Here is a 22,772-nt window from a genome sequence, read left to right on the forward strand (position 1 = left end):
TCCGCTGCCTGAAAGTATGCGGACGCATTTCGTCCGTGATCGATATCAACCGATCAAGTTTAATTCACGACCGACTTTTTCGAAAGCTGCAAGCGCCGTCGTTAAATCTTCACGCGTATGTTCCGCCGTCACGATCGTCCGGACACGTGCTTTTCCTTTTGCGACCGTCGGGAAGGCGATGCCTTGAGCAAAGACACCTTCTTGACGTAAGCGGTCCGACAACTCATGGCAACGTGCTTCATCCCCGACGATGACCGGTGTGATCGGCGTCGTCGATGTTCCGATGTCGAATCCAAGATCACGGAGTCCTTGTTTAAAGAATTCCGTGTTTTCCCATAGACGATCGAAGAGTTCCGTCTCTTCCTCCATGACACGGAGCGCTTCCCGGTTCGCTTCGACGACTGCTGGTGGATGTGATGTCGAGAACAAGAACGGACGTCCTTTATGGATCAGATAATCCTTGACGTGCTGTTCACACGCGACGTATCCACCGAGGACACCGATGGCTTTTGAGAGCGTACCGACCTGCAGGGCAACACGTCCGTCAAGACCAAAGTGATTGACCGTACCGCGTCCCGCTTTCCCAAGCACACCTGACGCATGGGCATCATCGACCATGACGAGTGCGTCATAACGCTCGGCTAATTCAACGATTTCCGGAAGTGGTGCAATGTTTCCGTCCATCGAGAAGACGCCATCCGTGACGATGAGGCGCGTCCGCGCGTCTTGTGTTTCTTGTAAGGCCGCTTCAAGATCCGCCAAGTCGACATGTTTATAGATGCGGCGTTTCGCTTTCGTCAGACGAATACCATCGATGATCGAAGCGTGGTTCAACTCATCCGAGATGACGACGTCTTCCGGACCGAGCAGTGCCGATAAGACACCGAGATTCGTTGCGAATCCAGACTGGAAGACAAGTGCTGCTTCCGTGTGCTTGAATGTCGCGAGTTCCCGTTCGAATGCTTGGTGCATCTCGAGTGTCCCGGCAATCGTCCGAACAGATCCTGTTCCAGCACCGAACGTGCGCGCTGCTTCCGCTGCTTGTTCAGCAAGACGTGGATGTGCGGCGAGTCCGAGGTAGTTGTTCGACGACAGTTGAATGAGTTCCTTACCATTGATCGTCACGCGGTTATGTTGCGCGCTCTCAAGTGCTACGAGGTTGCGGAACGTGCCCGCCTGTTTCATCTCTTCTAGTTCTGTCCGTAAGTGTTCAAATCCCATTAATTCGTCCCCCTTGGTTGTAATACGACTTTCCCGCATTTCCCTTGACGCATCAATTCAAATCCTTCTTCGAACCGCTCTAGCGGTAACGTGTGTGTGATTAACGGTCGGACATCGACTTTTCCGCTCGATAAGAAAGCAGAAACCTGGCTCCATGTCTCATACATCTTCCGACCGGTGATGCCTTGAACCCGGACACCTTTGAAGACGACATGGTTCGTCAAATCGATTTCGACCGGTTTGACCGGCAGACTGAGGATGTTGACGTCTCCACCTGCTGTCACCATCTCGAAGGCTTGACGAATCGCAACCGGATGACCACTCATCTCACAGACGACATCAATTCCATCTCCGTCCGTCATGCGCTCGATCCGCTCCAAGACATCGTCATGACGTGAATCGATGACGACATCCGCCCCCATCGTCCGCGCGAGTTCAAGACGATACGGATTGACGTCGATCGCGACGACTTCCGCCGCACCGGCTGCTTTTGCGACCGAAACTGCCATCAGACCAATCGGACCACAACCGACGATTGCGACCGTTTTCGCGCTGACATCGCTCGCGAGTACCGTATGGACGGCATTGCCCATTGGCTCTTGAATCGAAGCGATCCCTGCTGGCATATCTTCCGGGTTGACCCAAAGGTTTTCTTCCGGCATGACGACGTATTCTGCAAAACAACCTTGTGTATCGACACCGATGATCTTCGTATTCTTACAGATGTGATATTGCCCACGAAGACACTGTTTACATTGATGACAGACGATATGCGTCTCCGCCGAGACACGATCACCGAGTTTCAAGCGTTTCGTGCCTTCTCCGAGCTCGACGACTTCGCCCGAGAACTCGTGACCGAAGACATACGGCGGATTGACACGCGAGGCTGCCCACGCGTCCCACTCATAGATATGCACGTCCGTCCCACAGATCGATGTTGCCTCGACTCGAATCAAGACTTCTCCACGACTCGGTACGGGTACCGGTACTTCTTTGAGTGCGGCACCGAACCCGCGCTCTTCTTTGACGAGTGCACGCATCGTTTTCGTCGTTGTCGTCTCTTCTACCGTCGTTACTAATTTCGTCATCTTTCCCCGACTCCTTCGCGGAAGTTCACGTTTTTTATATGTGGCGAACTTCCAAATGTTTAGCATCCCCAAAAAAACCAAACACATCTTTCCTCTATCTTACATGAATTCCGCTGCCAGTTTACCGAATGTTTCTTCGTTTAGCTCAAGATCCGCGTACGCGAGACCCGATTCTTGATACCCATCGATTTGTGACTGGTAATCAGGACGTGTTTCATCCTGATAGATCAATCCCATGACGAGTCCGTCGTGAGCATGAACGGTCTGTTTCGCAAGATCCAAGTTCGCCGGATCGTATCCTTCGATATCGGACAGCTTCGTCAAGTTCTGTTTGAACCAATCGTACGTATTGACCTTGTTGAACGTGACACATGGACTGAAGACGTTGATGAAGGCAAATCCTTTATGTGCCGTCGCTTGCTCGATCAATTGCGTCAAGCCCTTCAAATCATTCGAGAAGCTTTGGGCAACGAACGTCGCACCAGCCGTCAAGGCGAGTTCAACGGGTGAAACACTCTTTTCGATCGACCCTTTTGGCGTCGATTTCGTCTTGAATCCAGGTGCAGAAGTGGGTGATGTCTGTCCTTTCGTCAAGCCGTAAATCTGATTGTCCATGACGATGTACGTCATGTCGACATTGCGCTTGAATGCATGGATCGTATGTCCCATGCCGATTGCAAATCCATCACCGTCGCCACCAGACGCGATGACCGTCAATTCGCGGTTCGCCATCTTGACACCTTGGGCGATCGGAAGGGACCGTCCATGAACGCCGTGGAAGCCATACGTATTGATATAACCGGAAATCCGACCAGAACAGCCAATCCCGGAAATCAATGCCAACTCTTCTGGTTCGAGACCGACGTTCGCGACAGCACGCTGAATCGCTGCTTGAATCGAGAAGTCTCCACACCCTGGACACCAGTTTGGTTTGACATCGTTTCTAAAATCTTTAAAGGTTGCCATGATATACCCCTCCTACGACCTGCTCGACGACCTCTGCTGGGTAGAACGGGTCGCCATTGAATTTCAGGATATGCTCGATCTTCGATGCATGTCCACAGTTCATCTGGATCAGCTTCGCCAGTTGTCCCGTTGCGTTGTATTCGACGACGACGACTCGTTTTGCCCGCTCTAAGTGTGGCGTGACAAGCTCACTAGGGAACGGATGGACTTGACGGATATGCAAGTGATCAACCTTGATTCCTTGTGCTTCGAGTCGTGGCATGATCTCTTCAATCGTTCCACGTGTCGAGTTAAAACCGACGAATAAGATATCCGGTTCTGCATGATGCTCCGTTACGAGAACGGCATCCTGTAAGCGGAACGTGTTTAGCTTACGGAGTCGCTTCGTCATCTGATCGACTCGGTTCTTCGTCGCTTCCGACGGACGCCCTTCCTCATTGTGCTCAACACCCGTTACGTGATGAATCCCGTGCTTGACGCCTGGAATGACACGTGGGCTGATCCCATCTTCCGTCACTTCGTAGCGTTTGAAGTACGCTTTTCCTTCAAGTTCCGGTAAGTCTTCCTGGATCAACTTCCCGCGTCGGATCTCAACGCGTGACATATCCGGTGGTTCGACCGATTGTTTTCCAAGAGACAGCATCAAATCCGTCAATAGAATGACAGGACACTGGTATTCCTCTGCGATGTTGAATGCCTCTGCTGCATCGTAGAACGCTTCCTCGACCGTTGACGGTGCCAAAACGACCTTTGGAATCTCACCATGCGTGCTGTAGATCATCGCCATCAAGTCAGACTGTTCCTGTTTCGTTGGTAGACCCGTTGACGGACCACCTCGTTGTGTATCGACGATGACGAGCGGTGTTTCCGTCATCCCGGATAACCCGATCGCTTCCGCCATCAATGACAATCCTGGACCAGCAGACGCCGTCAAAGCACGGACACCTGCGTAGTTCGCCCCGATTGCCATCGTGACTGCCGCCAATTCGTCTTCCGTCTGGACGACCGTCCCGCCGAACTGCGGCAGTTTCTTGATTAAGTATTCCATGATCTCAGATGATGGTGTGATTGGGTAGGCTGCCATGAGACGTGCTCCACCGGCAATCGCACCAAGCGCAATCGCATCGTTTCCGATCATGAACATTCGTTGTTTTCCGTCTGCTGGATCTAAAACGAATCGTTCACCATCTCCTGCGAGTGCTTCGAACGCTGCTGCTCCTTCACGGATTGCCGCTAAGTTTTTCTCGACCATGTCTGGACCTTTTCGGCCGAAAATCTGTTCGACGACGGCTTGGAAACGCTCCGGTGCAATGCCGAGAATCGCGCTCGATGCACCGATCGCGACCATGTTCTTCATCAAAGCCGTACCGAGATCAGCTGCAATCTCCGTAAATGGAATCGCATACAAGGAAGCGCGTGCTTCGTCCGGATTCGTCGGATTGAATTTCGCATCCGCGATGATGATGGCACCTTGACGCAATTCATGGAAGTTAACATCAATCGTCTCTTGATCGAACGCGACCAAAATATCGAGATCATCGGAAATCGTCCGGACTTCCTGTGTCGCGACACGAATCTTATTGTTCGTATGTCCTCCCTTGATACGTGACGAAAAGTGACGGTAGCCGTACAGGTAATAGCCGAGTCGATTCAAGGCAATCGCAAAGATTTCGCCTGTTGATTCGATCCCTTCTCCCTGCTGACCGCCAACTTTCCATGATAACTGATTATACATCGACGTTCGCTCCTTCTCTGTCCCCTGAAATGATAGTTCTCTCTATCCTCCCTCATGATACCGATTTACCGGAAGTAGTACAATGCTCCCTCGGTGGAAAGGTGAGAAAATTTCGCAGGCACAGCAAAAAGACCATCTACTCCAGTCGAGTAAATGGTCTACTTGCAAATAGGACCTATGTCCAATTCGTCATCGTGGTTCGATGATGAGTTTGATGGCGGTTCTCTCTTCCCCATCAATCAAAATGTCTGTGAAGGCTGGGATACAAATCAAGTCGATGCCAGAAGGCGCCACGAATCCGCGTGCGATGGCGACGGCTTTGACAGACTGATTGAGCGCTCCCGCACCAATGGCCTGAATCTCGACGGAACCTCTCTCTCGAATGACACCCGCGAGTGCACCTGCTACCGCGTTTGGATTCGACTTAGCTGATACTTTCAGGACGTCCATGCGTGTACCTCCCCATCCAGAAATGGCAATCAGTCGAAGAATACTGACTGATCCGTCAGATGAATCCGTTCAATCTTCGTTGCTTTTTTGGTTGTGTCATCGATATGAATCAAGACTCCATTAAGTTGTTCCCGTCCTTCGGCAACTTCAAACCGTGTTGGGAGCTGTGTCTTGAATTTTCGTAGGACATCTTCTTGGCGCATTCCGAGCACGCCGTTCAGCGGACCTGTCATCCCGACATCCGTGATGTAAGCTGTTCCTCCGTCAAGGACACGCTCATCTGCTGTCTGGACGTGCGTATGTGTCCCGACGACAGCCTGTACTCGACCGTCGAGGTGATAACCCATCGCAATTTTCTCACTCGTTGCTTCCGCATGGACATCAACGAAGATCGCATCAACTTTTCCTTCGACTTCCGCAATCAGTGCATCGACGGTACGGAAAGGGTCACCGAGTGGTGGTAAGAAGACCGTTCCTTGGACGTTGATGACGGCAATCTTTTTATTACCTGCTTTGACGATCATCATTCCACGACCTGGCGTGCCTTCCGGATAGTTCGCCGGACGGACGATTCGATCCGCATCGTCGATCCAGTCAAAGATGTCGCGGTTATCAAACGTGTGGTTCCCCATCGTGATTCCGTGGAATCCGAGTTCAAGGAATTGATGATAGATCGACTTCGTGATGCCGCGTCCGTGTGCCGCGTTTTCGCCGTTGACGAGCATGACGTTCGGGTTGTACTTCGCTTTCAGGCGTGCTGTGAATTGTTGCAGGATGTGTCGACCGGGTGCACCGACGACGTCTCCGATGAATAAAATCTTCATTGCTGTTCCTCCGTTCATTAAAAAAAGTGGCGGTCGCCCGCCACTCCATTTATTTCGCGTATTCGACTGCTCGTGTTTCCCGAATGACCGTGACCTTGATGTGTCCCGGATAATCGAGTTCTTCTTCGATTTTTTTCCGGATGTCACTCGCCATCTTGTGAGCCAGTACATCATCGACGACGTCAGGTCGAACGATGATACGGACTTCACGACCCGCTTGGATCGCAAATGATTTTTCGACACCGTCGAACGATTCCGAGATTTCCTCGAGGCGTTCGAGACGGCGGATATAACTTTCGAGTGTCTCTTGACGTGCACCTGGACGAGCAGCAGATAATGCATCCGCAGCTGCAACCAAGACGGAAATGACAGATGTCGCTTCCGTATCCCCGTGGTGGGACGCGATCGCATTGATGACGGTTGGATGTTCTTTGTACTTCGTACCGAGCTCGACTCCGATCTCAACGTGACTGCCTTCGACTTCGTGGTCGATCGCTTTCCCGATATCATGCAGAAGACCTGCACGCTTCGCAAGCGTGACATCTTCTCCAAGTTCAGCTGCCATCATACCTGCAAGGTGGGCAACCTCAAGTGAGTGATACAGGACGTTCTGTCCGTAACTCGTACGGTACTTCAAGCGACCGAGAATTTTGACAAGGTCCGGATGAATGCCGTGGATTCCGACATCATACGTCGCTTCTTCCCCGATTTCTCGAATCCGCTCGTCGACTTCACGACGGGATTTGTCGACCATCTCTTCAATACGGGCCGGGTGAATCCGACCATCCTGAACCAATTTCTCGAGCGCCATTTTAGCGACTTCGCGACGAATTGGGTCAAAACCAGACAAAATGACGGCTTCCGGCGTATCATCGATAATCAAGTCGATCCCAGTCAAGGTCTCGAGCGTACGGATGTTGCGGCCTTCCCGTCCGATGATCCGACCTTTCATCTCATCGTTCGGTAAGTTGACGACCGATACAGTCGTCTCTGCGATATGTTCAGCGGCGAACCGTTGAATCGCAAGTGACAAGATGTTACGTGCTTTCTTGTCGGCTTCTTCTTTTGCTTTTTGTTCGATTTCTTTTTGAAGAATGGCTGCGTCATGTAAAGCAGCCTGTTTCGTCTCATCCATGATGATCGTTCTTGCCTCGTCTTGCGATAAATTCGCGACGCGGACAAGCTCTTGACGTCCCTGTTCATACAGGTCCTCTACTTTGCGCTCTAGTTCTTCAGCTTGATGCTTCCGTTTCGCGATCTCTGCATCACGTGTATTGATCTGATCTTCCTTACGGTCGATAGCGTCAACACGGCGATCGAGTGTCTCTTCTTTCTGGAGCAACCGGGCTTCTTGTTTCGCTAGCTCTTGGCGACGTTCACGCAATTCTTTTTCCACTTCGTTACGAAGTTTGAATGCTTCATCTTTCGCTTCGAGTACTGCTTCTTTTTTCGTTGCCTCAGCCGATTCACGCGCACGTTCAACGATTTTGTTCGCTTCCGTTTCTGCGCCTTGAATTTTCGCTTCTGCAATCGATTTCCGCAAGAAGTAGCCTACGATGAATGCGATCAGCAAAGTGAGGAGAAGTATGACAATCCAAGTCAGTGTACTCATGGGTTCACCTCCCCTTTGCAAGGTGTTTCTTAGTTCATTTCGGTATTTCATCGAAGCTGTCTAAAAAACGTACATCTATATTGTAAGGATAGCACTCGTTCATTGTCAACGAACGGACGGGAAAGAATTCCACTGTTTTCCTCTTTTACACTAAAAAAGAGAGGATTCGCACGCGAATCCTCTCTGAAACGGTTTATTCAGCAAATAGATCTTCTGGTTGTTCTGCTTCGAAATCAACCGGCTCTTCGCGATCGACGAGACCGTGGTGTTCACGAATCAAACGTTCGACCTCTGCTGCGACTTCCGGATGCTCGACCATGTATTGTTTCGCGTTCTCACGCCCTTGACCGAGACGTTCAGAGTTGTACGAGTACCATGCACCACTCTTTTGAACGATATCAAGGTCTGTTCCGATGTCAATCAACTCGCCGACTTTCGAAATCCCGAGACCATACATGATGTCGACTTCCGCTTGTTTGAACGGAGGCGCGATCTTGTTCTTGACGACCTTAATCTTCGTTTTGTTACCGACGACATCCGTACCGTTTTTCAACGCTTCCGCACGACGCACTTCTAAACGAACAGACGAGTAGAATTTAAGTGCACGACCGCCTGGAGTTGTTTCCGGGTTACCAAACATGACACCGATTTTTTCACGGATTTGGTTGATGAAGATGACAATCGTCTTCGATTTATTCGTTGCACCAGACAACTTACGAAGCGCTTGGCTCATCAAACGTGCTTGAAGACCGACGTGTGAGTCACCCATCTCGCCTTCGATCTCTGCTTTTGGTACGAGTGCTGCAACAGAGTCGACGACAAGAATATCGACCGCACCAGAACGAACGAGTGCTTCCGCGATTTCAAGTGCCTGTTCCCCAGTGTCCGGTTGTGACAAGAGGAGCTCATCGATGTTGACACCGAGTTTGTTTGCATATGCTGGATCGAGCGCGTGCTCCGCATCGATGAATGCGGCTTGTCCGCCTTGTTTTTGAACTTCTGCGATTGCATGAAGCGCAACCGTCGTTTTACCTGACGATTCAGGTCCGTATACTTCGATGACCCGTCCACGTGGGTATCCACCTGCACCTAGGGCAATATCTAATGTAATCGATCCAGAAGAGATTACTGATACCTTCTGATCCGCATTTTCTCCGAGTTTCATGATAGAACCTTTACCGAACTGTTTCTCTATCTGGCGTAACGCCATCTCAAGTGCTGCTTTACGATCACTCACGTAGCAGGCCTCCTTTTAATTATCTTACTGAGATTATTGTACTTCTTTTGAGACCGAATGACAAGCATTTTACGAACATTTATTCGCATACTTGCACTTCGATCATTTTTCTTACTCTGATGATTTTTCGAGATGTTTCAGTAAAAGGAAATAGGTATCCTTGACGGCGCGCAGTCGAATCATGCCTCTGTCGAACGATGGATATTGCCATTCGACGATCCGTGTTCCATGTGCGTCCGCAACAGCACAATAGACCGTTCCGACCACTTTTCCACTGTTGCTCGTCGGACCTGCTTCCCCCGTCAAGGCGACGGCGATATCGGATTGATACAGTTCTCGTGCCCCTTCAGCCATCGCAATCGCTACCTCTTTACTGACAGCAGTATGCTCTCGTAATAAATCCTCTGGTACCGATAACACGGCTTGCTTCGCTGCATCATCATAGACGACAGCGCTCCCGCGCAATACTTGACTCGCACCGCTGACATCAACGAGACCACTCGCGACAGCTCCTCCCGTCAGTGATTCGGCGAGCGAAAGTGTCAATCCTGCTTCTTGATACCGTTTTAGGACGACTTCCGGCAGACTCGTCTCCCCATATCCATAAAAGTACATGCCGACTTCAGCAAGGACGTGTTGTTCGAGTTCATCGAGCATACGATCGGCTTCCTGTTGATCGAGTGCTTTAGCCGTCAGGCGCAACCGGACTTCAGCGAGCTCCGCATACGGTGCGACCGATGGATTGGTCGCTTCCTTGATCAACGTTTCTAGACGGTCGTTTAACGCCGATTCCCCGATTCCGAAGAATCGTAACGTTCGAGAGCGAATCGTTTCTTGACCGAATAGATGACTGAAGTGATTTTTGAGGATTTGCTTCATCTCGCGTGGCACACCGGGTAAGACGATATATTGGTGATGCTCCGTTTGGACCGACATACCGGGAGCAAGTCCTGCATCATTACGTAAAACCGTTGCACCATCGATGATTAATGCTTGTTTTCGTTCGTTGATCGTCATCTCTCGTTGACGTGTCTTTAAAAACCCTTCGATTCGCTCGTACGCCGCTTGATCGAGAACGAGATCACGTCCGAGGAGATCAGCGAGCACCTCTTTCGTCAAATCATCTTCCGTTGGTCCAAGACCTCCTGTGATGACGAGGAGATTTGCCCGCTGTTGTGCCTGACGGAATGTTTCTTGCATCCGTTCGCGATTGTCACCGACGACTGTATGATAATGAACGTCAATTCCGGCACTCGCTAACCATTCGGAAAGGTACTGTGCATTCGTGTTCGCGATTTCCCCAAGGAGGAGTTCGCTTCCGACTGCGATGATTTCTGCTTTCATGTTGATTCCTCACCTTCTTGAAGTATAAGAAAAGACTGTTCGGTATGACGAACAGTCTAAATTGATCCATCTTACATGGATTTCGTAATTAACTTAATGTTTTTCGAGAAATATTCGACGCCTGAGTAGATCGTCAAGATCAAAGCAAGCCACATCGTAATATCTGCGAACGGAATGTTCCACATCGCAAAGATGATATCGTGCAACAAGTATGCCGTAATTGATGTCAGCTGGACCCATGTCTTGGCTTTCCCAGAGTTTCCGGCAGCAAGGACGATCCCTTCGTCAGATGCGACGAGACGAAGACCCGTGACTGCGAACTCTCGACAGAGAATGATGACGACGATCCATGCTGCGACGAATCCAAGTTCCACCAAGTAGACGAGTGCAGCTGCAACTAACATCTTGTCGGCAAGTGGATCCATGAATTTTCCAAAGTTCGTTACTAATTTTTGTTTACGAGCGATATATCCATCGAGCCAGTCCGTCAGTGAAGCAACAAGGAAGATGATAGCTGCAACGAAGTGTGAGACGGGAAGCTCGGCTCCCAACACATCCCACTGTCCCCAGTTCGGATCAATCGCAAGTACGATGACGAACACGGGAATTAATAAAACACGTAATACTGTCAATTGATTCGGTAAGTTCATGTAACGCCCTCCTCCTTCATTTCATATGTAAATGACATGCCATCTAAAAGAAGGCACGCCGGATTACGGCGTGGCTACTTTCTTTAGATAGATGTTTTGGACGAGAAGCGAACGGTTCAGTTTCAGTTCTTGGTCATTGACGACGATTTTATCAATCCCTTTAATCGAACCGATCCGGATGCGGATCAAGTCCGTCTTCGCGTCCTTCACGACGATCGGATTCGGATCCGATGCGTTGATGTGGTCTGGCGCGAGTGCTTTTCCTTCAAGTGATGTATCACGCACACCGACGAATGGCGACGGAGAGGCATCTTTCTTGATTTGAATCGAGACACTCATCGTATCTTTCGTTGCGACTTCATACGTGACATCTTGACCAGATGTCGACTTCGCAGCAAGTGCCTCTTTTTTAGGTTCTTTTTTAGGTTCTTCTTTTGTTTCTTCCTGTTTCGCCGGTTCTTCCTTCGGCTCTTCTTCCGTCTTCGCAGGCGCATCCGTCTCTTTACTTGGCGCGTCCCCTTGATCGATCGTGACATCATTTTGCTTCGGTGCGGACGTCTTCGCCTCTTCGTTACCGTCGAGGAACGTCTGCAGACCATAATACAAGGCAGTACCGATCGCAAAGATTAGTACGATGATGATGATGTTCGGAATCCAACGCTTCGCAACGCTCTTCTTCGGAGCACTGGATTTCGAATACGTCGCGCGCCGTGACAGTTCGACGACCGGTTGTGCTTCCGGTTCCGGAAGATCACGTTTATAAGTCGTAAAGACTTCATCGACGTCAAGACCGAGTGCTTCCGCATATGTCTTGATGAAGGCCCGGGCGTAAAAGGCTCCCGGCAATTGATCATAATTGCCTTCTTCGATCGCGACGATGTAACGCTTTTGAATCTTTGTCGTCGTTTGAATTTGTTCGAGAGAGACGCCTAGCGCCTCCCGTTGTTCCTTTAAGTAGGTTCCGAGCTCGGTCATCGGTAACACACCTTCCATTTTTCATACTTATTCAAAGTTGAACCAATCATTTCCCCCATGGGAACGAGGCAGTTCAGTCACAATGATTTCTTCAGTCGTGTTGCGTAATTCAATGATGTAATCAAAATCATCCCACGTATACTCACTCGATTTGACGAACGCATCCGGATGTTCGACGATCTTCGTCGCGGGTAGACGCATGACTTCCCGCAGGATTTGCCAGTGTCGTTCATCGAAATTTCGTTGTGACACTAACGCATCGATGATGTAAACATAATCACCCGTCCGCTCGTCGTCGAACAACGATGTTCGAACCGTCTGTTTAATCAACGTCGACGATAGGAACAGCCATTTCTTATTCGCACTGACGCTCGCTGCGACGATCGACTCCGTCTTACCGACGCGTGGCATGCCGCGGACACCAATCAACAAGTGCCCATCCTGTTTACATAGCTCTGCCATGAAATCGACGAGAATCCCTAAGTCTTCCCGGACGAAGCGGAACGTCTTTCGTTCATCACTGCTTTGATCGATATAGCGCCCGTGACGAATCGCGATTCGGTCACGTAGTTTTGGTTTTCGTAGTTTGATGACCTCTATGGTTGACATCGTCTTGAGAATAGCGGCGAGTCGTGGAATTTGATCCGGTTGTTTCGTTTGGAGCAACATACCGCGTCGTTGATGATCGACACCATTGATCGTCACGATCGAAATATGTAACATTCCCATCAACGAAGCAATGTCCCCGAGTATACCGGGACGATTGACCTTTAATTCATATTCGAGATACCATTGCTCGAACTCACTCACGCGCCCATCCTCCTCTATCAATACGATTATCCATTCCTCATGTTAAATGATTTTTTGAAAAATGAAAAGCATTCCTGAACTGAAATTCCAATGCTTACATCCACGCGCCATCTATTTTAAGGATGGCTCCCGATACATAACTCGATTCGGGTTGCACTAAGTAACGGATCGCAGTAGCCACTTCCTCTGCTTTCCCGAATCGTCCGGCAGGAATTTCAGCAATCGCTTCTGCCTTTTCATCCTCAGAAAAAATCGCGTTCATCGGCGTATCGATCCACCCCGGCGTAATCGCATTGATGCGTCCATGCATCGGTCCAAGTTCCTTACTGTATGCCTTGACGAATCCAAGCTGTGCCGCCTTGCATGTCGAATAGACGACCTCACCCGCGACACCTTGTTCTCCTAACACACTACTGATGACGACGATCGCAAGCTTCGACGTAAACGGTTTCGTCCGTGTCACGGTTTGGCTGATGCGCATCAACGCCTCGACATGAATTTTCCAGAGTTCGTGCATTGATGTTGCTGATTGATCGAGCAACAGACCGCTATAACTCGTTCCGGCACAATGGACGAAGGCATCGACGACAGGTAATGCCGCACAAAATGCCTGCAAGTCCTTCTCGTCTGCTAAGTTCGCAGTCAGGATGTGGTGCTCGCCTTGCCACTCCTCTATCATCCGTTCTAAAACCGCTTGCTGTCGATACGTCTGAAGCACCAATTCATGACCGGCGGCAGCAAGTTGTTTTGCTGCCGCAAGACCAATGGCGCCACTCGCACCGGTGATGAGGATTCGCATCACGCGTACGGTTTGACGATTGAGATCGCCCGGTTTTCAATGGCGAACAACTCGTCGAAACGGGCTTCAATCTCTTCTTTCGTAATCGAAGCAATCAACGTTGGAAGCATGAACAGGTTCGTACCGGCAAGTGCGTGACGCGAGAACTGATTCGCAATGAATTCCGGTGAATTCAAGGCACGGAGGAATTTCCCTTGCATCATGTTCCGCTTGCGCGTGACTTCATCTTCCGTGAAGTCAGGACGCGTTTGCAGGAGTGTCTCATACGCTTGGATGAACTTGTCTGGATCCTCTGTCTCCATGCCAAACGTCGCAAAGGCGAACTCTTCCTCACTCGAGTAATCAAAGCTGAACGTATCGTCAATCAGACCGTCTTCATACAATTCCAAATACGTCGATGATGTCTGATCGAACAAGAGGTGTAACAGCAGTTCACTCGTTAACTCACGGCGGACTTGTGCCTCGCCGCGGAGCGATTCGTCCTTGTAACCGATCAATACCTTAGGTGTCTTAACGTCGAGCTCGAGTTCAAAACGTGGACGATGTACGCCATGCGGCTCTTGACCGTAATCTCGTTCGATTGCCGGGCGATCCGTATAGTCCTTCTTCGCCTGGTTCGCCTTGATCAATGCCAGTGTCTCTTCTGGATCGATGTTTCCGACGACGAACAACACCATGTTCGATGGATGATAGAACGTACGGTAGCACGTGTACAAATCATCGGCTGTGATTTGATTGATTGATTCCGGAGTTCCCGCGATATCGATCCGGACTGGATGCGATGCATACATCGATTCGATCAGACCGAAGAACAGACGCCATCCCGGATTATCTTGGTACATCTGGATTTCTTGCGTGATGATCCCCTTCTCTTTTTCAACACTCTCCGGCGTGAAGTAGGGATCTTGTACGAAATCGATCAATGTCTCAAGGTTTTGTTCGATCAGCGACGTCGCTGAGAACAAGTACGCTGTCCGCGAGAACGAGGTAAAGGCATTCGCAGAGGCACCGAGACGACCAAACTCTTGGAAGACGTCCCCTTTTTCGGATTCGAACATCTTATGCTCGAGGAAATGGGCGATGCCGTCCGGTACCATGATCCATTCCTCCCCTTTTTTGAATCGTTGATCAATCGAACCATAACGTGTCGTAAACGTCGCATACGTCTTTTCGTATCCTTTTTTTTGCAACAAATAGACGGATAAGCCGTTATCGAGTTGCTCGTGGTATACCGTTTCGTCTGTATCGTGATAAGTCAGTTGTTCCATCATGCTTCACCTCGCAATAGATATACGGCATCAAGATCGATTGCCGCTGCTAATCGAACGACGTCTTCACGTGTCGCCGTTTCAATGATATGAATCTCATCCTCCAGTGTCAGTCCACGCATCTTCGAACCATTCAACCAACCAATCAATTGACCTGGCTGATCAAGGATTTGGCGGCGCGCATTGATCAACATCGCCTTCGTCTGTGTCAATTCTTCATCCGTGAACTGTCCTGCTTTCAAATCAACGAGTTGTTCCAAGATGATTTTCTCAGCACGTTCCGCTTCTTTCGTGTCGACCCCTGCATAAACATAGAGTGCACTGTTCAATGCCGCGTATCGTGAAGCCGCATAATACGCGAGACTCTCTTTTTCACGAACATTCATGAACAGTTTTGAATGCGGGAAGCCACCGAACAGACCATTGACGATTTGCATCCGAATCGAGTCAGCAGATGTCGGATCGACCGCTACCCGGTAACCAAGATGCAATTTACCTTGCTTGATCGGTTGCGTTTCACTCGACCGTTTCACGCCATTGACTGCTTTTTGGGCCGGAATGTAATGACTGATTTTTTCAGAATGCGATGGCAAGAATGATAGAGCGTCTTCCATCTCCTCCTTCGTTACATGTCCGACGACGAAGACATCAATCCGGTCGTCTTCAATCATCGAACGGTATGTATCACGCAAGGATGACGGGGTGATCTGTTCGAGTTCTTCGAGTGTTCCAAGGGATGGCAACGCGACGGCTTCACCTGGTGCCATCAATTCGAGAAGACGTTGCTGTGCGTAGCGCATTTTATCGTCATATAGTGAACTGATCCGTAAGGCATGCAATCGTTTTTCTTGTTTGACGAACTGTTCACGGAAGCCACCTTCCGTCAAATCTGGATACAGCACCATTTGCTCGAGCAATTCGAGTGCTTCTTTTAACAACGATGGATGATGGACGAGTTCTCCCCGGACGACATCGAGTTGGAATGAGATGACATGCTCTTCTCCAAACTTCGACGCGTCCGCATAAAGTCCCGCATCATATAGTGTTTCAAGCGGCTCACGTAACGCTTTCATCGACGGATAAGCGGCTGTCGATTTTTCCATGATGTACGGTAGGATTGCACGGCTTGTCAGCGTCTTCGCTTCTAACGGTGCTGAAAATGTGACGAGAATCGTCGTCGTCTTGAATTTATCGGTCGGAACGAGATGGTAGCTCGTTCCTTCCTTTTTCCATGTGCTAAATGACTGACTCATTGCTCTCCATCCTTTCGTTTGAATACATGCGCACTGCGGACATATTCAATATCTGCTTTTTGTTTGACGGCATTCTCGTAACGGGCTGCTGTAAAGAAGAAGTCACTGAGTCGGTTGATGAACGGTAACAAATGAGCCGCTTGAGGGACATCGATCATCGAACGTTCAACGCGACGACAGACCGTCCGTGCCACGTGTAACGTTGCAGCTGCTTCCGTTCCGCCAGGCAAGATGAACTTATCGAGCGGCGGCGATAACTCCGTTAACGTGTCGATCCAACTTTCTAAATCAATCGTCGCTTCTTGACTCAAACGTGACGGACGCGGTTCGACATACATCAAGTCACTACCACAATCGAATAACGCGTGCTGGATCACTGTCAGTTGCTCACGCACCTCGATTGACGATGCTTTCGTCCGGGCAAGTCCGACGAAACTGTTCAATTCGTCGAGTTCTCCCATCAAGCTGATCAACCGATCATTTTTTTTGACTCTTCCACCAACGAGAGATGTTTCTCCTTCGTCACCAGACTTCGTGTAAATTTTCATGTTTCATTCACTCCTATAGCGAAAGGAAGCGACTCATAATGTTCGCTTCCCTTGTTTTTTCGGTAATCGGATCCGGAAGGTCGCTCCCTCTCCCAAGCGGCTGTCGACTTCGACTTCACCACCATGAGCTCGGACGACATTCGCCACGATCGCAAGACCGATTCCTGTCCCCGTCTTGCCACGTGTCCGCGCTTTATCCGCTTTATAAAAACGGTCAAAGACGAACGGTAGATCTTCTTCTGGAATTCCGTCACCCGAATCAATGACGGATAATATAATGTTTTCCCTATCTTCGTCAATCTTAATCTTGATTTCACCGTTCTCCGTATAACGCAGGGCGTTCCCAAGCAGGTTCGTCAAGACTTGCTCCATCTGATCAGGGTCTGCTTCAAACGCGATGTTCGGACCAGAAACCGAGAAGGTAACTTGTTTATCGCGTCCCATCTGTTTGAACTTCTTGATCACCCGCTTTGCAAAAGGGATTGCTTCGACGGATTCAATCCGTAACTCCTGATATCCCGCTTCCATTCGTGCAAGATCAAGAAGATCGTTAACGAGTCTCGACAGTCGCTGGGACTCGTCGTAAATGATCGAAGCGAATTCCTTCGTTGCCTCATCACTCTCGGTCATCCCATCGACAATTGCTTCCGAGTACCCTTGCAGCATGACGAGTGGTGTCCGCAATTCATGACTGACGTTTGCGACGAAATCAGCGCGCATCTTCTCGAGTTGCTGAGCTTCCGTCATATCACGCAAGACGGCGACCGCTCCGATCTGTTCTTCTTGTTCGAGTAACGGACTGACGATGATGATGTAGAAGCGTCCCTCTCGTTCAAAGGAGACCGTCATCTCCGTCTCTTCACGCATGACCGTCTGGAATAACTCAATTAGTTCATCCGGTACGGGAGAACCCGCCAAAAAGGCTTCAGCCGGTGGATTCGTCGCGAGGAGCTCCCCTGATTTTGAGAACGTCAACACACCGTCTGCCATACAGCGCAGAATCGAGGAGAGTAAATGCCGCTCCTTGTCGAGATCCGTGACGTATTGATTGAGTTGACTACTCATTTCATTGAACGCAAGCGCTAAGTCACCGATCTCATCCCGTGAACGTTGCGTCAGGCTCTGATCAAACTTTCCTTCACCGGCCTCAACGACAGCTTGGCGAATCGTTCGCAGTGGCGCCGTGATTCGTGTCGAGAGGAAGAAGGCAAAGACGGTCGTTCCGATGATCGCTAACAGGACACAGAGTTGAATGATTTGACGTGCACCCTCATTCGCCTGTTCGATGTTCGTCAATTGCTCGATCAAGTAGATCGTTCCGTTGCCACTATCCGTAATGAGCGGTGCCCGATACGCGAGTGCTGCTTTTCCATCAAAGGTCTCATAGTTGCCTATCGCTGTCTCGCCTTCTTCACCATCAATTGCTTTCCAGTTCTGACGTTCGAGTTCCTTGATGATCCGGTTCGCCTTCGCTTGTGAGATATTCGCTTCGACGGAATCATCCTGCGTCTTTGCGATCAGTGTCGCCCCGTAGATATCCGTGATTTCAACAGCAGTACTCGACCCTTCCTCGATGCCGGAGTGCGCCTGAAAGACGGTCTCGACTTGTTGACCGAGCTTTGCCAAGTGCCCCCGTTCCTGTTCGATATGGAACGAGTTGAAAAATTCAAGTAACAAGATCGTCAAGGCGATCAAGACGACCGAAACGAGTAACAGAATCGTTCCCCATAGTTTGATGACAACGCTTTGCAACCATTTCATCGTCAGGTCGGACTATTCTCGAACTTGTATCCGACACCCCAGACCGTCGTGATCATTTGAGCAGCGTTCGGAGACAAACGATTCAGCTTTTCACGCAGACGTTTGACGTGTGTATCGACTGTCCGCAGATCTCCGAAAAATTCATAGTTCCAGACTTCCTTGAGTAATTGTTCTCGCGAGAATACCTTATCCGTTTGTTTTGCTAAGAAATACAGGAGTTCGTATTCTTTTGGTGTTAAATTGACTTCTTGCGACTCGACCGTCACGCGGTGCGCATCATTGTCGATCGTCAAGTGTGGGAAGACGATGACATCTTTTGTTTTCGCATCCGTGTGGAGGAATTTCGTCGCACTTGCCCGACGAAGAATCGCTTTGACACGCAAGACGACTTCACGTGGACTGAATGGTTTGACGATATAATCATCTGCCCCCATCTCAAACCCATGGACGCGGTTCGTCTCTTCGCCTTTTGCCGTCAACATGACGATTGGCGTCGCTTTTGTTTTCCGCAGTTCTTCACAGACTTGCATCCCGTCCATCTTCGGCATCATCAAATCGAGGAGAATGACATCGTATTCTGTCTCAAGCGCCATTTCAAGCGCCGTCTCTCCATTGTCTGCTTCCTCGATCGTGAAATTTTCCCGCTCCAGATACATCTTCAACAGGCGACGAATCCGTTCTTCATCGTCGACGACTAAAATACGTGCTTCTTCTGACATGCTGTCTCCTCCTATGAACTAAACTCTACTCCTCTATCCTACTACTCTTTTAGTATACTATGAAACGAAAAGAATGGCTTGCTCCGGCTGATTTCTCCGAAAAGGCACATTTCGGTCAGACGCACACGAAAAAGCAGCGGACCGTTTCCGGGTCCGCTGCTTGCTTTTTCTTACGCGTATGAGTGTAATCCTGCTACGACAAGGTTAACGAAGACAAGGTTGAACATGATGACGGCAAATCCGCCGACACATAACCAAGCTGATTTTTTACCAATCCAACCACGCTGGATGCGCATATGGAGATAAAAGACGTAGAAGAGCATCGTAATGAGTGCCCATACCTCTTTCGGGTCCCAGCCCCAGTAACGGCTCCAAGCCATTTGCGCCCAGATCATCGCGAAGATCAGACCGCCCAGGATGAAGATTGGAAGACCAATCGCAACAGAACGATAGCTGATCTCATCTGCTGTCTCAAGATCAATCTTACGTGCAATCGGCTTCAAGCTCTCAGCAAGACGCTTGCGAAGAATGACGAAGCGAAGCAAGACGTATAAGACGACGCCACCAATGATCGACCATAAGACCGTATTGACTTTGTTCGCGTTCAAGAAGTTCGGTAATTCGATGACGGCACCTGAACCCGATAAGACTTTTCCGCCTTCAGGACCGGTCAAGACTGGCATCGCGTAGTCATGTGTCATCGTTGCACCGTTTTTCGCAACGTATTCGATCGTCGATGCAGAACCTGTTGCTTTGAACAACAGCCCAACTAAGATGTAACCGACAACACATGCGAGTGAGAACATGACGACTTCGAGCCACGTCCGTGTTTTCGATTCCTTACTGAAATCCGTCGCGTGAATCAGATACAGTAATCCCGTCGCGAAGCTGACGGCCAGAATCCCTTCGCCGAGCGCTGCCGTCGTGACGTGGATTTTGAGCCAAACACTTTGTAGTGCTGGGATCAACGGTTGGACTTCATCCGGGAACATCGACGCATAGGCGATGACGAGCAATGCAACTGGCATCGCAATCAAGCCAAGGACGTTGTTTTTGTAGATGGCATAAACGATCAAGAAACCAAGTACCATCATCATGCCGAAGAATGTCGTGTATTCATATAAGTTCGAAACTGGAACGTGCCCAGCTCCAGCCCAGCGCGTGAAGAAATAACCGAGCTGCGCGAGGAAACCGATGATCGCGAGCGTAAAGGCGATTTTACCAGAACGCGTCGGTCCTTTTTTACCACTCGTCGCTACAGCGAAGAATCCTGTACTGACGAGGTAGACGATGAATGATGTAAGGAGCAGGTTACTGCTCAACTGAAGCAAATTCATTTAGCTTCCCCCTCTTCCCGCAACTTTTGTCGATCCTCAAGTTCTGGTAGACCGACTTCCGTCAACGCGAGATTAGCTTCTTTTTGAAGCCCCAATGCATTTTTGTTCGTAAATCCAGCAATCTGGATCCGACCGTTCTTCTCTTTGAGCCAGAGACGACGGTGTGGCCAGTACATTCCGATCAATAGACCTGCCATGAAGATGATACCACCTGCAAACAGGAACGGTAGCGTCAGATCTTTTTTAATCCGGACACCCGAGATGTTCGAGAGTTCCGTACCCGCGAATGCCATTTTGTACTGGTTCTCATCTCCACCGACGTTCAATTTGATCCCAATCAAACTCCGTTCACCTTTCGGATGTTCCGGTGACTTGATACTAAAGACGAAGGCTGGATTGACTGGACGTCCCGAGTTCGTCGTTGGCTGACCATCTTTAACGACGAAGTCCGGAAGGAAGTCCTTCAGTTCGACTTCATATCCATCTTTTAAAGCATATGTTTCTTTCGGATCACGCAAGTCGACTTTGATCGTATCGACGACTTTGTCCGTCTTCTGGTTGACGATATTAAACGACATCGTCTTGAATTCCGGATCTGCCGCGTATTGTTCCTGGAAGACTTGATAATCATCGAATTCGAATGGGCGGTTGACTGCCGTCTCACCTGATTTGATTTCTTCAAGCTTCGGTTTGAAATCGGATGTTTCGCCGACTTTCTTGTACAGCGTCATCTTCGTATCATAGTTCTTCGGTACGTTTCCGCCTGCTGCTTCAAGTGATTTCTTGAACTTCTCATCGACCTTCTCAGGATCATAGAACTCGATGTTGAACGCTTCATTTTTCAAGTAGTACTGATTGTCCGTCGCCTCGATCGGCAACGTCTCTCCTTCGCGGAGCCAAAGCAATTCATCTTCGTGCATCCCTGGTACGACTCGAAGCATCGCTCCTCCGAAGAATAGTACAAGACCAATATGGTTGATGTAAGGACCCCATCGTCCAAACCGTTGTTTTTCCGCTAAGAGCGCCCCGTCTTGTCGACGGATTTTATAGCCCTTTTTCTCAAGTAACGGTGCGATCGCATCGATTTTTTTGACGTCTCCAGTCGCTTCAGCGCCAAATCGCTGACCATTCATGAAACGGTCCGACTGAATGACCGGTTGTTTCTTCAATGCTCGGTAGAGCGGGAAGAAGCGGTCAATCGACACGATGATGATCGAGAGTAATAAAAGCGTGATCAATCCGATATACCACCATGACTCAAACAGGTTGTGGAATCCTAACGTATAGTAGATATCCCCTGCCGTACCGTATTCTTTTTGGTAAAACTCTTCCGGTGGTGTTGCCTGTGGAATATACATCTCTTGCGGGAAGATCGTTCCGACCCCGCTCGCGATGATGATCAAGGCAATCAACCATAACCCGACCTTGACGGACGAGAAGAACGTCCATGCCCGGTCGATCCAAGATGGATTCTTACGTTTCGATCGAAGCTCCGCTTCTTCGTAACGCATGTCCAGTTGTTTGAAATCTTCTTGCTCCTGCATCCTTAAATCCCCCTTCGATGCGTTACTCGTTCGCCTTCTTCACCATCTCTTCGAGCTTCGCTTGATCAATCTCACCTTCATATTTCTCGACGACTTCACCTTTTTTATTGATGATGAACGTCACAGGTAAGTTGTAGATCCCGTAAGCCTTCTCGACCGAACTGTTCGTATCCATGAGAATCGGATAGTCCGTTCCGCCAATATCTTTGATGAAGCTTGAGACACGAACTGGTGTTTCACCGACATTGACCGCTACGAAATTGACGCCTTGGTCTTGCATCATCTGATAGTTGTCATTGATCAATGGCATCTCTTTCTTACATGGTTCACAGAATGTTCCCCAGAAATTGAGTAAAAGTCCTTTTCCTTTGTATTCGTCCATCGAGTGCTGTTTCTCACCATATAGATCGACGAGTGAGAAACCAGGGGCATCATCGCCTGCCATGACACGACCGTTTTTATCACGTGTCGCTTGATCGACGAATTGCATGATGACGACTGCTCCGGCGAACAAGACAATCGTCATGATCATCAGACGCCAGAAGGAGCGTTTCTTCTTTTTTTGCTGGGCCGCTGCTAAGCGTTCTTCCGGATTTTGTTTCGTTTTTTTCATATTTTACCGCCTCCACCC

21 protein-coding genes are annotated in these 22,772 nt (G+C 49.5%); all 21 read right to left on the reverse strand.

Annotated elements, in window-relative coordinates; genetic code table 11:
* Positions 1-45: 45 nt before the first annotated feature.
* The 21 genes from KNQ14_RS09295 to KNQ14_RS09395 all read right to left on the reverse strand — a co-directional run bounded on the left by KNQ14_RS09295 (position 46) and on the right by KNQ14_RS09395 (position 22,754).
* Positions 46-1,221: a glycine C-acetyltransferase gene (locus KNQ14_RS09295; protein ID WP_214747774.1), complete on the reverse strand. Its 1,176-nt coding sequence runs from the start codon at positions 1,219-1,221 to the stop codon at positions 46-48.
* Positions 1,221-2,309: an L-threonine 3-dehydrogenase gene (gene tdh / locus KNQ14_RS09300; protein WP_023467708.1), complete on the reverse strand. Its 1,089-nt coding sequence runs from the start codon at positions 2,307-2,309 to the stop codon at positions 1,221-1,223. Before tdh ends, KNQ14_RS09295 begins: the two co-directional genes overlap by 1 nt.
* 99 nt (positions 2,310-2,408) lie before the next feature.
* Entirely contained in the window at positions 2,409-3,275 is an 867-nt protein-coding gene (locus tag KNQ14_RS09305) for a 2-oxoacid:ferredoxin oxidoreductase subunit beta (protein WP_214747771.1), read from the reverse strand.
* On the reverse strand, positions 3,262-5,010 hold the full coding sequence (locus tag KNQ14_RS09310; RefSeq protein WP_214860815.1) for a 2-oxoacid:acceptor oxidoreductase subunit alpha: 1,749 nt from the start codon (positions 5,008-5,010) through the stop codon (positions 3,262-3,264). The genes KNQ14_RS09305 and KNQ14_RS09310 overlap by 14 nt, the downstream gene beginning before the upstream one ends.
* Before the next feature lie 189 nt (positions 5,011-5,199).
* Positions 5,200-5,460 (reverse strand): stage V sporulation protein S, encoded by a 261-nt coding sequence (locus KNQ14_RS09315; RefSeq protein WP_023467705.1) that lies wholly within the window; start codon positions 5,458-5,460, stop codon positions 5,200-5,202.
* 29 nt (positions 5,461-5,489) lie between these two features.
* Entirely contained in the window at positions 5,490-6,284 is a 795-nt protein-coding gene (locus KNQ14_RS09320) for a TIGR00282 family metallophosphoesterase (protein ID WP_023467704.1), read from the reverse strand.
* Positions 6,285-6,333: 49 nt separating this feature from the next.
* The gene (rny, locus tag KNQ14_RS09325) at positions 6,334-7,896 is read right to left on the reverse strand and encodes a ribonuclease Y (RefSeq protein WP_023467703.1); all 1,563 of its coding nucleotides are present in this window, start codon (positions 7,894-7,896) and stop codon (positions 6,334-6,336) included.
* 193 nt (positions 7,897-8,089) lie between these two features.
* Positions 8,090-9,133 (reverse strand): recombinase RecA, encoded by a 1,044-nt coding sequence (gene recA / locus KNQ14_RS09330; protein WP_023467702.1) that lies wholly within the window; start codon positions 9,131-9,133, stop codon positions 8,090-8,092.
* Between the two features lie 111 nt (positions 9,134-9,244).
* Positions 9,245-10,477, reverse strand: a complete 1,233-nt coding sequence (locus tag KNQ14_RS09335; protein WP_214860817.1) for a competence/damage-inducible protein A — start codon at positions 10,475-10,477, stop codon at positions 9,245-9,247.
* 71 nt (positions 10,478-10,548) lie between these two features.
* Complete coding sequence (pgsA, locus tag KNQ14_RS09340) at positions 10,549-11,127, reverse strand: CDP-diacylglycerol--glycerol-3-phosphate 3-phosphatidyltransferase (RefSeq protein WP_023467700.1); 579 nt, start codon at positions 11,125-11,127, stop codon at positions 10,549-10,551.
* A 63-nt stretch (positions 11,128-11,190) separates the two neighbouring features.
* Positions 11,191-12,120, reverse strand: coding sequence for a helix-turn-helix domain-containing protein (locus KNQ14_RS09345; protein WP_251138357.1), 930 nt, complete (start codon positions 12,118-12,120; stop codon positions 11,191-11,193).
* Between the two features lie 9 nt (positions 12,121-12,129).
* Positions 12,130-12,912, reverse strand: a complete 783-nt coding sequence (locus tag KNQ14_RS09350) for a DUF3388 domain-containing protein (protein WP_023467698.1) — start codon at positions 12,910-12,912, stop codon at positions 12,130-12,132.
* Positions 12,913-13,006: 94 nt separating this feature from the next.
* Positions 13,007-13,711: an elongation factor P 5-aminopentanone reductase gene (ymfI, locus tag KNQ14_RS09355; RefSeq protein WP_023467697.1), complete on the reverse strand. Its 705-nt coding sequence runs from the start codon at positions 13,709-13,711 to the stop codon at positions 13,007-13,009.
* On the reverse strand, positions 13,711-14,982 hold the full coding sequence (gene yfmH / locus KNQ14_RS09360; protein WP_251138358.1) for an EF-P 5-aminopentanol modification-associated protein YfmH: 1,272 nt from the start codon (positions 14,980-14,982) through the stop codon (positions 13,711-13,713). The genes ymfI and yfmH overlap by 1 nt, the downstream gene beginning before the upstream one ends.
* Positions 14,979-16,232: an EF-P 5-aminopentanol modification-associated protein YfmF gene (yfmF, locus tag KNQ14_RS09365; RefSeq protein ID WP_023467695.1), complete on the reverse strand. Its 1,254-nt coding sequence runs from the start codon at positions 16,230-16,232 to the stop codon at positions 14,979-14,981. The genes yfmH and yfmF overlap by 4 nt, the downstream gene beginning before the upstream one ends.
* Complete coding sequence (locus KNQ14_RS09370; RefSeq protein WP_023467694.1) at positions 16,229-16,780, reverse strand: cob(I)yrinic acid a,c-diamide adenosyltransferase; 552 nt, start codon at positions 16,778-16,780, stop codon at positions 16,229-16,231. The genes yfmF and KNQ14_RS09370 overlap by 4 nt, the downstream gene beginning before the upstream one ends.
* A gap of 33 nt (positions 16,781-16,813) precedes the next feature.
* Complete coding sequence (locus KNQ14_RS09375; RefSeq protein ID WP_214860819.1) at positions 16,814-18,541, reverse strand: ATP-binding protein; 1,728 nt, start codon at positions 18,539-18,541, stop codon at positions 16,814-16,816.
* 2 nt (positions 18,542-18,543) lie between these two features.
* A complete protein-coding gene (locus KNQ14_RS09380) occupies positions 18,544-19,260 on the reverse strand; it encodes a response regulator transcription factor (RefSeq protein WP_023467692.1) in 717 nt (238 codons plus the stop codon).
* A 170-nt stretch (positions 19,261-19,430) separates the two neighbouring features.
* The gene (ccsB, locus tag KNQ14_RS09385) at positions 19,431-20,597 is read right to left on the reverse strand and encodes a c-type cytochrome biogenesis protein CcsB (RefSeq protein WP_023467691.1); all 1,167 of its coding nucleotides are present in this window, start codon (positions 20,595-20,597) and stop codon (positions 19,431-19,433) included.
* Positions 20,594-22,141 (reverse strand): cytochrome c biogenesis protein ResB, encoded by a 1,548-nt coding sequence (gene resB, locus KNQ14_RS09390; protein ID WP_251138359.1) that lies wholly within the window; start codon positions 22,139-22,141, stop codon positions 20,594-20,596. The genes ccsB and resB overlap by 4 nt, the downstream gene beginning before the upstream one ends.
* Before the next feature lie 22 nt (positions 22,142-22,163).
* On the reverse strand, positions 22,164-22,754 hold the full coding sequence (locus KNQ14_RS09395; protein ID WP_214860822.1) for a redoxin domain-containing protein: 591 nt from the start codon (positions 22,752-22,754) through the stop codon (positions 22,164-22,166).
* Positions 22,755-22,772: the final 18 nt, after the last annotated feature.

This window comes from Exiguobacterium sp. s161, assembly GCF_018619045.1.
In the GTDB taxonomy this organism is placed as follows: Bacteria; Bacillota; Bacilli; order Exiguobacteriales; family Exiguobacteriaceae; genus Exiguobacterium_A; species Exiguobacterium_A indicum.

What these genes read in the sequence shown, in the direction of transcription:
- KNQ14_RS09320 (WP_023467704.1), bottom strand. Translation starts at nt 6,284, where the DNA reads ATGAAGATTTTATTCATCGGAGACGTCGTCGGTGCACCCGGTCGACAC.
- KNQ14_RS09345 (WP_251138357.1), bottom strand. Translation starts at nt 12,120, where the DNA reads ATGGAAGGTGTGTTACCGATGACCGAGCTCGGAACCTACTTAAAGGAA.
- yfmF (WP_023467695.1), bottom strand. Translation starts at nt 16,232, where the DNA reads ATGAGTCAGTCATTTAGCACATGGAAAAAGGAAGGAACGAGCTACCAT.
- KNQ14_RS09335 (WP_214860817.1), bottom strand. Translation starts at nt 10,477, where the DNA reads ATGAAAGCAGAAATCATCGCAGTCGGAAGCGAACTCCTCCTTGGGGAA.
- resB (WP_251138359.1), bottom strand. Translation starts at nt 22,141, where the DNA reads ATGCAGGAGCAAGAAGATTTCAAACAACTGGACATGCGTTACGAAGAA.
- rny (WP_023467703.1), bottom strand. Translation starts at nt 7,896, where the DNA reads ATGAGTACACTGACTTGGATTGTCATACTTCTCCTCACTTTGCTGATC.
- KNQ14_RS09295 (WP_214747774.1), bottom strand. Translation starts at nt 1,221, where the DNA reads ATGGGATTTGAACACTTACGGACAGAACTAGAAGAGATGAAACAGGCG.
- KNQ14_RS09380 (WP_023467692.1), bottom strand. Translation starts at nt 19,260, where the DNA reads ATGTCAGAAGAAGCACGTATTTTAGTCGTCGACGATGAAGAACGGATT.
- KNQ14_RS09310 (WP_214860815.1), bottom strand. Translation starts at nt 5,010, where the DNA reads ATGTATAATCAGTTATCATGGAAAGTTGGCGGTCAGCAGGGAGAAGGG.
- KNQ14_RS09370 (WP_023467694.1), bottom strand. Translation starts at nt 16,780, where the DNA reads ATGAAAATTTACACGAAGTCTGGTGACGAAGGAGAAACATCTCTCGTT.
- KNQ14_RS09315 (WP_023467705.1), bottom strand. Translation starts at nt 5,460, where the DNA reads ATGGACGTCCTGAAAGTATCAGCTAAGTCGAATCCAAACGCGGTAGCA.
- ymfI (WP_023467697.1), bottom strand. Translation starts at nt 13,711, where the DNA reads ATGCGAATCCTCATCACCGGTGCGAGTGGCGCCATTGGTCTTGCGGCA.
- tdh (WP_023467708.1), bottom strand. Translation starts at nt 2,309, where the DNA reads ATGACGAAATTAGTAACGACGGTAGAAGAGACGACAACGACGAAAACG.
- pgsA (WP_023467700.1), bottom strand. Translation starts at nt 11,127, where the DNA reads ATGAACTTACCGAATCAATTGACAGTATTACGTGTTTTATTAATTCCC.
- KNQ14_RS09375 (WP_214860819.1), bottom strand. Translation starts at nt 18,541, where the DNA reads ATGAAATGGTTGCAAAGCGTTGTCATCAAACTATGGGGAACGATTCTG.
- ccsB (WP_023467691.1), bottom strand. Translation starts at nt 20,597, where the DNA reads ATGAATTTGCTTCAGTTGAGCAGTAACCTGCTCCTTACATCATTCATC.
- KNQ14_RS09305 (WP_214747771.1), bottom strand. Translation starts at nt 3,275, where the DNA reads ATGGCAACCTTTAAAGATTTTAGAAACGATGTCAAACCAAACTGGTGT.
- KNQ14_RS09395 (WP_214860822.1), bottom strand. Translation starts at nt 22,754, where the DNA reads ATGAAAAAAACGAAACAAAATCCGGAAGAACGCTTAGCAGCGGCCCAG.
- yfmH (WP_251138358.1), bottom strand. Translation starts at nt 14,982, where the DNA reads ATGATGGAACAACTGACTTATCACGATACAGACGAAACGGTATACCAC.